This window comes from Streptomyces sp. NPDC026092, assembly GCF_040638605.1.
GTDB lineage: Bacteria > Actinomycetota > Actinomycetes > Streptomycetales > Streptomycetaceae > Streptomyces.
The window spans coordinates 12,882-25,861 of sequence record NZ_JBEZYN010000022.1; the positions used below are offsets into that span (position 1 = coordinate 12,882).

Sequence of the window (12,980 nt, forward strand, 5' to 3'; positions counted from 1 at the left end):
CCATTCTCGTAGTGCCCGGATCACAGAGGGTAATTCACGAGGAGGGCGGGAATCCATGGAGTGCGGCGCTTTCATGTACGACAAAGTGGCTTGTGTGGTAGGGGAGTTCCGCGGCAGCGTCGGCCCGTACGCCATGCTCCGGCCCGTCGGCGGCGGCCGGGAATGGCAGGCCGATCCGGCGCTCCTCCGGCCGGCGACCCCGGAGGAGCGGCTGAGCGCGGGCGTGCGGGCGGTCAATGCCCGGACGTACACCCGTACCCGTACCGTCGACCCGGACCGGCCGCCCACGCCCGTCCCCGACTGCGAGGACTGCGCTGCCCTGGCTCTCCAGCGGAGCCAGGCCCGCGCCCGCTTCGACGGGAGCGCCGAGACGGACGCGAACGTCCTCCTCCGCCGTCACCTGTGGCAGGACCACGTCACGGCTTGAGGGGCACGGCTTGAGTCACGTCAGGGCTTGAGCGACGACAGGACCGGCTCGCGCACGTGACGCTCGCCCAGGGGCCCGGCCGCGACCGGGGCCGCGACGGAACCGGAGTCGGACACCGGGGCCGGTGTGTTGCGGCGGATCTCCTCGATGCCGCGCCGCATCCCCACCCGCAGGCGCTTCGACAGCGGGCGTTCCACGCAGAGGTGGATCAGCCAGGCCAGGACCAGCATCGCGGCCGTCACGGACACGACGAGCGGAACCGGCGCGACGCGGTCGCGGAAGTGGTGGATCAGGGTGATGCCGATGGCCATGTGGATGATGTAGAGCGGGTACGTGATCGCTCCGGCGGTCTTCAGCCAGCGCCACTGGATCCGGTTCAGGTACCCGAGTGCCACGGCGGCGATCGCGAGGAAGCCGGCCGTGATGACAAGCCGTGCGGGCCAGGTCGGCAGCTGCTCGGAGAGGTGTCGGCCGAGGTTCACGTTCATGCGCCCGCGGACGTAGTGCTGGGCGAGGAGGAACTGGACGCCGACGATGGCCCACAGGAGCATCGTGGGCCGGTAGCGGTGCATCAGGTAGAAGGCGATGCCGGCGATGAAGTACGGCGCGTACTGCGGCATCGCGAGGAACTGGAGGAGCCGGAAGCCGGTGGTCGGCGCGGCGACCGCGGCCAGCGTCCAGACTCCGCAGAACAGTATGCAATTGCGATATGTGACACCGCAGAGCACGACGATCGCGAAGAGCGCGTAGAACTTGAGCTCCACGAACAGCGTCCAGTACGAGTGGTCCACGTGCCCGACGCCCAGGCCGCCCTGCATCATGGTCAGATTGACCAGGATGTCGCTCCACTGCTCCATCTGTCGTAGCTCCTCCACCTCGGGCAGGAACCACAGGACGAGCGCAGTGAGCACGATGCCGGCCCAGTACGCGGGGAACAGCCGGGACACCCGGGAGACGGCGAAGTCGCCGACCGTGCGGCCCCAGACGCTCATGCAGATGACGAATCCGCTGACGATGAAGAAGATCTCGACGCCGAGCCAGCCGAAGAGCGCGAAGGGCCGGAGCGCGGGGAACAGCTCGGACGTGTTCGTCTCCCACGCCGAGCTGAGCCCTATGTAGTGGTAGAGCACGACGACCAGCGCCGCTGTGATCCGTATTCCGTCCAGCGCGAAGAGGCGTGCGCCCGGCTCTTTGCTGCTGGCTCGCCTGATGGCGGGCATGACGGAGCCTTCCCTCGAACGATGCGACTCAGGGACCGTACAGGCGCCCCACAGGATTCCCACAAGCAAAGAACGGGTGTCCTTGGTCACGTGACCCGGCATGCTTGGCCCCGTGACCATGATTCGGACCGAGGCCATCGAGACGGCCCGCCTCACCCTCCACCCCCTCGCCGTCGCGCACGCCGAGGAGATGGCCGGGGTGCTCGGCGACCCTGACCTGTACTCGTTCATCGGAGGCGAGCCGCCCACCCTGCCGGCGCTCCGGGCGCGGTACGAGCGGCAGACCGCCGGGTCGCCCGAGCCCGGGGTCTCCTGGTGCAACTGGGTCGTCGGGGAGCGGGCCTCCGGGAGTCTCGTCGGGACCGTGCAGGCCACCGTCCAGGACGCGGAGGCGGCGGCCGAGGTCGCCTGGGTCGTCGGGGTGCCGTGGCAGGGGCGGGGGATCGCGCGCGAGGCCGTGCGGGGGCTTGTGGAGTGGCTGACGGGGCACGCGCGCGTGGGGACGGTCCTCGCGCACATCCACCCCGACCACACCGCGTCCGCCGCCGTCGCGGCCGCCGTCGGGCTCGCGCCCACCGATGTGTGGCTCGATGGCGAGGTCCGCTGGCGGCTCGTGCCGGAGTAACCCCGCGGTAACCAAACGGACTTCGGCATGTGATGGCAGTCACATTCAGAGGGGTGGGTTACGGCCAGACTGGCCAATTCCGCAAGGTCGACAGCGGTCAAAAGGCCAACAAAGCGGGCCTCTTTGTTCGGCGCTCAAATATTGCGTCGTGTACGACCACAAGTGGAAGATTGACGTTCCATTCCGGGCTCACCAAACTCTCGGTCGGCAAGATCTGTCCGAAAGCATGGAGCTCGGGGGAGCCCATACATGGCTATTCACTCCATTCCGGTCATCAGCTATGACGAAATCCTTTCCGGGGACGTGACACCCGCGCACGTCCTCGAAGCACTCGCTGACACCGGCTACTTCTATCTCTCCGACCTCGACCAGGTCATCTCTCCGCTTCTCTTCAAGTCGCTGCAAGACGTCTCGAAGAGCTTCTTCGACTCCTCGACGGAGTCGAAGCTGGAGTTCTACATCGGCGATTCCGATCATCACCGCGGCTATGTCCCGGTCACCGAACAGGGCACCTACGGCGACGAATCCATCCGGACCTACGAGGCCTTCGACATCGGCTACGACGCCGAGCCGCTGCCGCCGAGCAGCAGTCTCGGCTTCGAACTCGTCGGACCGAACCGGTACCCCTCGCACATCGTCGGCATGGCCGAGACCGCCGAGGCGTACTACGCGGCCAACTTCGCCATCTCCCGCCAGATCCTGCGGCTCATCGCCCAGGGCGTCGGGCAGGGCGCGGACCACTTCGACCCCTGGATCACCCGGCCCGCCTCGCAGCTGCGCCTGATCCACTACGTCGCCAACGACGTGCTCGTGAACAGCGGCGACACGTCCATGGGCGCGCACACGGACTACGAGCTCTTCACGCTCATCCACCAGACCTCGCCCGGCCTGCTGGCGTACGACCGCGCCACCGACACCTGGCGCAGCATGCCCGTCTTCAAGAACATGCTGCTCGTCATGGGCGGCGACATGCTCCAGTTCATCACCGGCGGGAAAGTGAAGTCGCTCCTGCACCGGGTCGTCACGACCGGCGAAGAGCGCTACAGCTTCCCCTTCTTCATGAATCTCGACTTCGAGACCGAACTGAGCGTTCTGCCGCAATTCGGGGAGAGCGACGAGCGGATCGTCGTGGGCCACCACCTCCTCGGCCAGCTCTACCGCGACTTCCCGTACATCAAGGAGCGCGTCGACTCCGGAAAATGGCCCGTGGATTTCGAGATTCCGGACCGCAACGTCTTCGAGCAGCTGTGACCGGCACTCAGGGGAGTTTCTTCATGCAGGGCATCAGCGGCAAAAGAGTGCTGGTCACCGGCGGGGCGAGCGGAATCGGCCAGGCCACCGTCAGGCGGTTCGTCGAAGAGGGCGCACGCGTCGCGATCTTCGACCGTGACAAGCGAGCGATCGACGAAACGGTGGCGGCCATTCCGGAGATCGCCGTGGCGATCACCGTGGACGTCTCCGACGACGTCGCCGTGGCGGAGGCGTTCCAGGAACTGGAGAAGACCTTCCCGCGCCTCGACGTGCTGATCAACAACGCCGGGGTCAGCGTCCGCCACGAGAGCTTCCGCTCCATCACGCCCGCGCAGTGGCGCGCCGTGATCGACACCAACCTCAACGGGGTGTTCTACGTCGCGAGCGAGGCCGTCCGGCGCATGGACGAGGGCGTGATCGTCAACATGTCCTCGATCAACGGCCTCGCCGCGTTCCCGCACTACGCGGACTACAACGCCTCCAAGGCCGGCATCCTCGCCCTCTCGCGCACGATGGCCGTCGAACTCGCGCCGAAGATCCGGGTCCTTGCGCTCGCGCCCGGAGCCGTCCTCACGCCCATGCAGCGGGCCGAGTACACCGACGCGATGCTCGACGAGGTCAACGCCAACATCCCGCTCGGCCGGCACGCCGACCCCTCCGAGATCGGCGGCTTCCTCGTCTACCTCGCCTCCGACGAGGCACGTTTCATGACCGGTCAGCACTACATCGTCGACGGCGGCGAGACTGCGAGGGCAGCCCTGTGACCCGTACCACCACCCACATCCCCATGCCGACCGTCGACATCTCCTCCTGGTCGGATGCGATCCGGCACCACGCCGCCCGCGCCAACCCCTACCGGGAGTTCGAGCGCACGGCAGCGCACGCCGAGGAGGCGCTCGCCACCCTGGAGCACGACGACGTCCGCGCGCTGCTCGACTTCAAGCGCAAGGGCGGCCCCGGCGGACGCCTGCTCATACGCAACGGCGCGATCGACCCGGACCTGATGGCCACCACGGAGTCCACGGACGACATCGAGAACGGGAAGGGCACGTACTACAGCGAGTTCACGCTGATCATGCTCGGCAAGCTGCTCGGCGAGCCCTTCAGCTACAGCCAGGAGCGCAACGGCGCGATCATCCACAACGTGCGCCCGGCCAAGCACAACGAGTCCAACATCTCCTCGGACAGCTCGGCCGTCATCCTCGACCTGCACAACGAGAACATCTACCACCCGGTCCAGCCCGACTACCTGATGCTGAGCGGGCTCCGCCGCGACCCGGCCGGGGTCGCCAAGACCCTCGTCATCGGGGCGGACGAGATCCTGCCGCTGCTGAGCGCGGAGGACATCGCCACGCTCTCCGAGTTCCAGTTCCGTACGAGCGTCGACTACAACTTCGGCAACAGCGACGCCGAGCGCGGCAACGGCCCCGCGATCCGCGTCCTGTTCGGCGACCCGGCCTCGCCGATGATCGCGTACGACGACGAGTACATCGCCGGTACGAACCCCACCGCCCAGGCGGCCCTCGACCGGTTGCGCGTGATCCTGCACGAGAACATGTACGCGGTCGACCTCGGGCCCGGGGAGACCCTGCTGCTCGACAATCTCAAAACCGTCCACGGCAGAACGGCGTTCAAGGCACGCTACGACGGGACCGACCGCTGGCTGCAGCGCCTGTTGGTCTCGCGTGACCTGCGTCGTGCCGAGATGCTGCTCGGCGACACGCAGCGGACCGTGACGTGGAACTACGAGCCGGGGAAGTTCTATGGATACGTCGACTACCGATGAGCGTGCCGCTCCTCTGGACGACAGCAAGGCCGAGAAGGGGCGCGACCGCGTCGCACTGCTGGCGATCTTCGCGATCCCGCTGATCTGGGGCATCGGCTTTCCGCTGACGCACAACGCCGTGGCGGTGGTCGACCCCGGTCTGTACGCGTTCGCCCGCTCGCTCGTCGCGACGCTGGCGCTGCTGCCGTTCGCCCTCCCGGTCGCGCTGCGCGCCAGCCGCAAGGCGGTCCTCGGTGGGCTCGTGCTCGGCCTGTTCAGCGCGCTCAACATCGTCAGCCAGAGCTACGCGCTGCACTATCTGTCGTCGGCCAGCACGGCGTTCTGCGTGACGATGTGCATCGTCTTCATCCCCTTCGTCTCGGCCGCGCTCGGCCAGGGGTGGCCCTCGAAGGTGGACCTCGCCTCGGTGGTCGTCGGTGTGGTGGGCGCCTTCATCGTGCTCGGGCCCGACCTCGACGACATCTCCGTCGGGTATCTGTGGGGCGGGCTCGCCGCCTTCGCCATCGCGATGACCATCTCGATCATCGGGAAGCTGACGTCCGAGCCCGAGTCCGGGCAGGTCGACCGGCTGGCCCTGGGCTTCTTCCAGGTCCTGTTCGGCACGCTCGCCCTGCTGTACTTCCCGTTCCAGCGGGACCTCGCGCCGCTCACCGAGACCAAGGTGTGGATCGCGATCGTCTTCATGGGCGTCATGTCGACCGCCCTGGCGATCTACCTCCAGACCCGCTTCCAGCGGCGCGTCGGCAGCGCGCGCACGTCGGTCATCTTCAACCTCGACCTCGTGTTCGCGAGCCTCTTCGGGCTCGTCAACCGCGAGTCGCTGAGCCTGTCGCAGATCTTCGGCGGCGCGGTCATCTTCCTCGCGTCGATGCTGGAGAGCCTGCGGGACATGTGGACGAAGGCGCGGTCGAAGAAGGACGGCGACGGGGGTCGCATTCCGGCTCAGTCCGCGCCGGACCAGGTTCCGTAGCGCGTACGGCGTCCTCTACGTGGGTCGGGCCGGGCTGTCTCCACAGCCCGGCCCGACCCATGTCCGTACCCCTTGCACGTACCCCTGTGCGTACCCCGTCAGCTCGTCCGCGCGAGCGCGTCCCGTCCGATCCCGCTCTCCGCGAGCGGCGCCGGGGGCTCCGGGGACTCCGGGGACGGGCGGCGGTGGCCCCGCCGGCCCAGCCACAGCAGCCGGCCCCACAGCAGGACGAACGCGACCGCGCCCGCACCGAGCCCGGCCCGCAGGCCCGGCGTGCGGAAGTCGCAGCTCACCGTCGCGCGCGAGCCGTCCGCCCGCACCGCCACCAGGCCGCCGTACGCCTCGGCGGGCCGCCCCTCGCAGGTCCAGCCGGCGATCCTCGGGGCGGCGATCACGACCGTGCCCTTCGTGCCCGGCCGCAGCCGCGCGCGGATGCCGCTGTCGGTGACCTCGACCGATTCCGGGGCCGAGGCCTTCAGGCCCGCGACGGCCGCCGCGAGGCGGTCCCGGTCCAGGCAGCCGACCTCGTACTTCTTGGCGCGCTGGCCCTTCAGGGAGACGAGCGCGCCCGCCTTCTGCTGGACGCCCAGGGAGGTCAGCGCGGCCCGCCGCTTCGGCAGCTCGCCGGTCATCTTCACGACCTTGCCGTCCGCGCCGATCCGGGCCTTGCCCCGGAGGTCGGGCGCCCAGAGGAAGACCTCGCTGCCGACCGGGCAGGCCGCCCCCTTCGCCGGGAGCGTGTACACCGACGAGCCGAGCAGCTGCTCCTGGTTGCGGAACGGAGAGGCCCCGTACCGGGGCTTCGGCGCCCCCTCCGGACGGACCGTCACCAGCGGCAGCAGCGCGTCCGCGTCCGTCCGTACGACCCGGTCGCCCCGCCAGCGCGCGCCGACACCGAACAGCGCGTCCGTCACCGGGTTGTCCAGGCTCTGCAGGTTCCGCCCGCGCGAGGTCCAGCCGCCGCCGAGCGAGGCGAGCGTCGTCGTGAGCACCGACGGCGTGTGGCTGCTGTAGTACGCGGCGCCCTGGCCGCCGAAGAGCATCGGCTCGTTGCCGGTGATCTGCTCGCGGCCGGAGTCGGTGCGGTACGCGGGCCAGCCGTCGGCCTCGCCGAGCGCGGCCGTGCGCCGGTCCTGCTCGGCTCCCCACGCCGGGTAGTCGTCGAGCCTGCCGAGCCGCTCCCGGTCCGCGTACGCCGTCGTCGCGGCCGCCTGCCCGACGAGCGCGCCCGCGAGCAGCGCGGCCGCCACGACCGGGAGCTTCCCGCGCCGGGCCAGCCACAGACCGCCGCAGGCGCCCGCGACACCGAGCGCGAACAGCGGGTACGACCAGCCCGTGATCAGGTCGCTGGGGACCGCGGCCGCGCCGGCGACCGCCACCACGCCGACGCCGCCGAGCAGCGCGCGCCGCCCGGGCCAGCCGTAGGAGAGGACCGTCCACGCGGCGATGACGACGACGCCGGAGAGGACGAACGTCTGCCGGTACGGGCTGCCGTTGGGCGTGGAGAAGACGTGCCACACCAGGTGTGTGGGCCCCCACTGCATCGACAGCGCGACCGCGACCGCGAACCCGGCCCACAGCAAGCGCTCTCGGCGCGGCACCTTCCGGTGGAAGAGCAGACCGCCGGCGAGCAGCAGCGTCCCCGTGCCGACGAAGGCCGCGGGGGTGGTGAAGCTGTACGTCGCGGGCAGCAGCCGGGCGAGGAAGTCCGTCCAGCCGGCGGGCTGGAACTGGTTCGTCCAGCCCGGGTACGCGCGCGTGGAGCCGAGGAACACCGGTACGAGGATCGGCGCGGCGAGTCCGATGCCGAGCAGCACCGTCGCGACCGCCCGCAGGACCACCCGGATCCGCAGCTCGTGGACGACCGCGAGCCGGACCAGGAGCACGAGCGCGGCGCCGATCGTCGCCATGTACGCGGTGTAGAAGTTGCCGACCCAGCACAGCGCGACGACCAGCGGGCCGAGCAGCGGCCTGCGGCCCTGCCGCACCCACTCGCCGACCAGACACAGCAGCGGGAAGGCGATCAGACCGTCGAGCCACATCGGGTTGTACGTGGCCTCGATGACCGACCAGCCGCACAGCGCGTACGACGCGCCGAGCACCCCCGCCGCCCACCACACGCCGCTCCGCATCCGCAGCAGCGCCAGAGTCATGGCGGCCGAGGCGGCGGCCATCTTCAGGAGCGTGACGGCATAGACCGCGTACTCGATGTCGTCGCGCGGGAAGAGCGCGACGAGCAGCGCGAAGGGGCTGCCCAGGTACGTGCCGAGGTCGGGCAGGAAGCTGCTGCCCCAGCCGGACTGCCAGTTGAGCAGCAGCCCGCCGTCCGCGCGCCCGTGCAGCAGGTCCCAGAGGTGGGCGTGGTACGGGACGAACTGGTTGGCCAGGTCGTTGACGCTCCTGCGCTCCGGCCCGAAGGGGAAGGTGCGGGCGACCGCGTCCCCGACACAGACCGCGAGCACGGTGAGGAGGGCGGCGAGCGAGGCGGCGAGGCCGGTGCCGCGGCCGGTGGCGAGTGTGGTGGCGAGGCCCGTCGTGCGGCTTATCAGGGCCGGTGTCGTCTGATCAGGCATGATGGTGCGAATATGCCAGTACGGATCACGAAAAACCGATCCAGCGGGGCCAGTTCACTCAATGGTCGCCTGTCCGTCATGTTTCGAATCGGCACGAGTCATCCGCATGGGCTGTGGTGGTCTTCGTGCTGCTCTCGATCGTGGTCCCGTGTTTCAACGAAGAGGACATCATCGGTCGTTTTCACGACCATGTGACCTCGGAACTCTCTCGCATCGACGGGGAATTCGAGCTGGTCTACGTCGACGACGGAAGTCATGACAGGACCCTCCCCCTCCTGGAGGAGATCGCCGAGTCCGACCCGCGCGCCCGCTACGTCTCCTTCAGCCGCAACTTCGGCAAGGAGGCCGCCATGCTGGCCGGTCTCCAGCACGCCGAGGGCGACGCCGTCGTCATCATGGACGCCGACCTCCAGCACCCGCCGGAGCTCGTGCACCGCATGCTGGCCCTCCATTCCGAGGGGTACGACCAGGTCATCGCCAAGCGCACTCGCAAGGGCGACCGGGTGACCCGCACGCTGACCGCCCGCGCCTACTACTGGGCGATCAACCGGCTCGTCGACGTCGAGCTGGTGGACGGTGTCGGCGATTTCCGGCTGCTGTCGCGCCGTACCGTCGACGCGATCCTCGAACTCACCGAGTACAACCGCTTCTCCAAGGGCCTTTTCGCCTGGGTCGGATTCCGCACCACCACATTCGAGTACGAGAATGCAGTGCGCGAGGAGGGCCGTTCGAAATGGACCTTCGGAAAGCTCCTCAACTACGGGCTCGACGGTCTCCTCTCCTTCAACAACAAGCCGCTGCGGGCCGCCGTCTATCTGGGCCTGGTCCTGGTCTCGGTGGCGCTCGCGTACGCGGCCTGGATCGTCGGTGACGCGCTCCTCAACGGCGTCGACACGCCCGGCTACGTCACCCTCCTCGTGATCGTCACCGCGCTCGCCGGCGTCCAGATGGTGATGCTGGGGCTCGTGGGCGAGTACGTCGGCCGGATCTACTACGAGGTGAAGCGGCGGCCGCACTTCCTGGTGAAGGCGACCAACGCGGACGTGCCGCACCCGAGGGCCGCGGGGAGCACCGGGGGCGCCGGGGCCACGGGAGGGCTCGCCGCCACCCGAACGCCTGAGCCGTTGAGTCGTTGATCGAGACAGTCGCGTCGAAGTAGTGGCCCCGGCCACGGCGACTGCCTACCATCGATCACCGCAAGGTCGTTCACGTGACGCACGACCCACGCCGGGAGGCTCCTTTGCACCGCCGCACCGCGCTCTCCGTCTCCGCCGCGCTCCTCGCCGCGGCCCCGCTGCTCGCCGCCTGCGGCGGTGAGCCCCACCCAGGGGCGGCGGCCGTCGTCGGTGGTGAGCGGATCGAGGTGTCCAGCCTCCAGGCGGAGGTACGGGACGTACGGACCGCGCAGGAGGCGTCCCCGCAGGCCGCGCAGCTGATCCAGGCCACCGGCGACCTCAGCCGCGAGAAGCTCAACGTGATGATCTTCGACCGGGTGGTGGACAAGGTCGCCGAGGACAACGGGATCACGGCGACCCGCGGCGAGATCCAGCAGACGCGGAACGACTTCGCGAAGCAGAGCGGCGGCGAGGAGCAGCTCGCCGCGACGCTGCTCCAGCAGCAGGGCGTGGCCCCCGACCAGATCGACTCGGTCGTGCGCCGCACGGTCCTGATGAACAAGATCGCGGAGAAGCTGGGCATCGCGAACACGCCTGAGGGCCAGAAGAAGCTCCTCGGGATCTTCACGGCCGCGTCCAAGGAGCTCGACATCGACGTGAACCCGCGCTTCGGGGCGTGGGACGACACGAAGATCCAGCTGGGCACGTTCACGGCGCCGTGGCTGCGGCAGATCAGCCAGGACCCGGCGGCCGTGGAGACGGGCGCGTAGCGCGACGTAGGGTCGGAAGGGTGAACGCCGAATCGCCCTCGACACCCGCCTCGTCCGACGCCGGCCGGGTCATCCTCCTCACCGCGAGCCACCGCGTGGCCCCCGGACTGCTGTCCTGGCCCGCCTGGCAGGCGCTGCACGGCGCCGACCGGGTGCTGTGCGCCGACGAGCACCACCCGCAGCTGCCGTACCTCCGCGAGGCCGGTGTCGCCGTCGAGCACGCCCGCCCGGAGGCACGGGAGTTGGTCGACGCGTGCGCCGGGGGGCGGACCGTGGTGGTCCTGCCCGGCGGCGAGGGCGACCAGGCGCTGACGGACGGCCTCGCCCGCCTCGCCGGCTCGGGCCGCGTCACGATGCCCGACCTGGAGCTGCTGCCCGGCTCGTACGACCTGCCCGGCGCCCGCCTCCTGGACCTGGTGCAGGTCATGGACCGGATCAGGCGCGAGTGCCCGTGGTCCTCGCGCCAGTCGCACAAGGGGCTCGCGAAGTACGGCATCGAGGAGGCGTACGAACTCGTCGAGGCGATCGAGGACGGCGACCGGGACGAGCTGCGCGAGGAGCTCGGCGACGTGCTGCTCCAGGTCGTCTTCCACGCGCGGATCGCGGAGGAGGACGAGGAGGCGCCGTTCTCCGTGGACGACGTCGCGGGCGGGATCGTGGAGAAGCTGATCCACCGGCACCCGCACGTCTTCGGCGACGCGAAGGCCGAGACGCCGGAGGAGGTCAAGGCGCACTGGCTGCGGACGAAGGCGATCGAGAAGCAGCGCGACTCCGTCACCGAAGGCATCCCCCTCAGCCAGCCCGGCCTGGCCCTCGCCGCGAAGCTGGCGGGCCGCGTCCGCACGGCGGGCCTTGACGTCCCCCTTCCGAAGGGCGAGGGCATCGGTTACGAACTCCTCGCCCTGGCAGCGGAAGCGGAGGCCACGGGCGTCGACCCGGAGGCCGCCCTCCGCGCAGCGGCCCGCACGTACAGGGACACGATCCTGGCGACGGAGGGGCAGTAAGCCCTCTCCCGCACCCCGAGGATCACGGTGCCTGCGGCGACCTGGCTGCGGGGTTGTGCCATTGAGGCTCAGGGCGGGAGAGGAACCATTCCGCTGTGCCCAGGGGGCGGGACTCGCCCGGGGGCGGGAGGCGGTCGTGGTGGAGTCGAGGGGCGCCCAGGTCGGTCAGGGCCGGGAGGGTCTCCTCCAGTAACTCCGGTGGGCCCGCCACGTACACGTCGTGCGCCCCCCAGTTGCCGCACGCGTACAGCGCCCGCAGCAGCCGCTCCGTCGCCTGCTCCCGGGGGCGTTCCGGCGCCGGGGCTATGTACGTGACCTTCAGGCCGGGTATCCGTTCCCGCAGGCGCTCCGCGTCCCCCTTCCCGTACAGGTAGCCCTTCGCCCGCGCCACCAGGAAGAGCCGGCCCTCGACCCCCTCCGGGCCCGCCGCCACCTCCTCCAGGAGCGCCTTCACCGGCGCCCATCCCGTCCCGGCCGCGATGTACGTGCGCGGGACGTCCGGCGCCGTCCGGGCCGTCAGCGCGCCGCCCGGCGCGCTCAGCCGGAGCGGCTCCCCCTCCCGTACCGCCTCCACGAGCGCCGTGCTCATCGCCCCGCCCGGGATCCGGCTCACGTGCAGATCCACCGTCCCGTCCGCCCGCGCCGCGTTCGCGAGGGAGTACGTCCGCCACACCCGGGGGACCCGGAGCGAGCTCACCCCGACGTACTGCCCCGGCCGGTACGCGAACGGCCTGCGCGGCTTCAGGGTCAGCACCGCCAGGTCCTCGTCGAGCCGCTCGTGCCGGACGACCACGGCGTCCCACCAGGCCGGCTCGCCCTCCGCCTCGGCCTGCTCGGCGCCCCGCATCATGAGCTCGGCCACGTGCCCGTACGCCTCCGTCCACGCCTTCTCCGCCTCGATGCTCCAGGCCGCCCCGGCGGCGTGCGCGAACGCGGCGGTCAGGCTGGAGCCGACGGCGGCGTAGAGCGCGGGGGAGGCCAGGAACTTGCGGTGGTCGCGGCCCAGATGGGCGAGGTACTCCGGCAGTCCGGGGTCCTCCAGGCGGGTCACGACATGGGTGAGCGCGGCGAAGAGCCGGTCGCGCTGGGCCCGCAGGTCCTCGGGGAAGAGCTCACGGACGCCCGGGTTGTGCCAGAACAGATGGGAGTAGAAGAACGCGACGGCATGCTCGGCCCGTCTCTCGACGACGGCGAACGTGCTTCTGAGCAACTGGGCATCCACGCGGGAGAATCTAGGCC

General features: G+C 70.0%; 12 protein-coding genes. 9 read left to right on the top strand and 3 right to left on the bottom strand.

Annotated features, from left to right (window positions below; translation table 11 throughout):
* Positions 1–55: 55 nt before the first annotated feature.
* On the top strand, positions 56–427 hold the full coding sequence (locus AB0F56_RS29330; protein WP_362014827.1) for a hypothetical protein: 372 nt from the start codon (positions 56–58) through the stop codon (positions 425–427).
* A 20-nt stretch (positions 428–447) separates the two neighbouring features.
* Here AB0F56_RS29330 and AB0F56_RS29335 read toward each other — a convergent pair whose 3' ends face one another.
* Positions 448–1,647 carry an acyltransferase gene (locus AB0F56_RS29335; protein WP_362014829.1) on the bottom strand — a complete coding sequence of 400 codons (1,200 nt, stop codon included), beginning with the start codon at positions 1,645–1,647 and terminating at the stop codon, positions 448–450.
* Between the two features lie 118 nt (positions 1,648–1,765).
* Between AB0F56_RS29335 and AB0F56_RS29340 the strand changes: the two genes are divergently transcribed.
* The 5 genes from AB0F56_RS29340 to AB0F56_RS29360 all read left to right on the top strand — a co-directional run bounded on the left by AB0F56_RS29340 (position 1,766) and on the right by AB0F56_RS29360 (position 6,279).
* Positions 1,766–2,272: a GNAT family N-acetyltransferase gene (locus AB0F56_RS29340; RefSeq protein ID WP_362015044.1), complete on the top strand. Its 507-nt coding sequence runs from the start codon at positions 1,766–1,768 to the stop codon at positions 2,270–2,272.
* 249 nt (positions 2,273–2,521) lie between these two features.
* Positions 2,522–3,523 carry a 2OG-Fe(II) oxygenase family protein gene (locus tag AB0F56_RS29345; protein WP_362014831.1) on the top strand — a complete coding sequence of 334 codons (1,002 nt, stop codon included), beginning with the start codon at positions 2,522–2,524 and terminating at the stop codon, positions 3,521–3,523.
* Positions 3,524–3,546: 23 nt separating this feature from the next.
* A complete protein-coding gene (locus AB0F56_RS29350) occupies positions 3,547–4,287 on the top strand; it encodes an SDR family NAD(P)-dependent oxidoreductase (RefSeq protein WP_362014833.1) in 741 nt (246 codons plus the stop codon).
* Positions 4,284–5,309, top strand: coding sequence for a TauD/TfdA family dioxygenase (locus AB0F56_RS29355; RefSeq protein WP_362014835.1), 1,026 nt, complete (start codon positions 4,284–4,286; stop codon positions 5,307–5,309). The genes AB0F56_RS29350 and AB0F56_RS29355 overlap by 4 nt, the downstream gene beginning before the upstream one ends.
* The gene (locus AB0F56_RS29360; RefSeq protein WP_362014837.1) at positions 5,287–6,279 is read left to right on the top strand and encodes a DMT family transporter; all 993 of its coding nucleotides are present in this window, start codon (positions 5,287–5,289) and stop codon (positions 6,277–6,279) included. The genes AB0F56_RS29355 and AB0F56_RS29360 overlap by 23 nt, the downstream gene beginning before the upstream one ends.
* 98 nt (positions 6,280–6,377) lie before the next feature.
* On the opposite strand, the gene AB0F56_RS29365 is transcribed toward AB0F56_RS29360, so the two are convergent.
* Complete coding sequence (locus tag AB0F56_RS29365) at positions 6,378–8,852, bottom strand: YfhO family protein (protein WP_362014839.1); 2,475 nt, start codon at positions 8,850–8,852, stop codon at positions 6,378–6,380.
* Between the two features lie 125 nt (positions 8,853–8,977).
* Between AB0F56_RS29365 and AB0F56_RS29370 the strand changes: the two genes are divergently transcribed.
* The 3 genes from AB0F56_RS29370 (at position 8,978) to AB0F56_RS29380 (ending at position 11,741) form a co-directional block, all read left to right on the top strand.
* Complete coding sequence (locus tag AB0F56_RS29370) at positions 8,978–9,988, top strand: glycosyltransferase family 2 protein (RefSeq protein WP_362014841.1); 1,011 nt, start codon at positions 8,978–8,980, stop codon at positions 9,986–9,988.
* 104 nt (positions 9,989–10,092) lie between these two features.
* Complete coding sequence (locus AB0F56_RS29375; protein ID WP_362015047.1) at positions 10,093–10,737, top strand: SurA N-terminal domain-containing protein; 645 nt, start codon at positions 10,093–10,095, stop codon at positions 10,735–10,737.
* Positions 10,738–10,757: 20 nt separating this feature from the next.
* The gene (locus tag AB0F56_RS29380) at positions 10,758–11,741 is read left to right on the top strand and encodes a nucleoside triphosphate pyrophosphohydrolase (RefSeq protein ID WP_362014843.1); all 984 of its coding nucleotides are present in this window, start codon (positions 10,758–10,760) and stop codon (positions 11,739–11,741) included.
* A 22-nt stretch (positions 11,742–11,763) separates the two neighbouring features.
* Here AB0F56_RS29380 and AB0F56_RS29385 read toward each other — a convergent pair whose 3' ends face one another.
* The gene (locus AB0F56_RS29385) at positions 11,764–12,963 is read right to left on the bottom strand and encodes a globin domain-containing protein (protein ID WP_362014845.1); all 1,200 of its coding nucleotides are present in this window, start codon (positions 12,961–12,963) and stop codon (positions 11,764–11,766) included.
* Between the last annotated feature and the right edge of the window lie 17 nt (positions 12,964–12,980).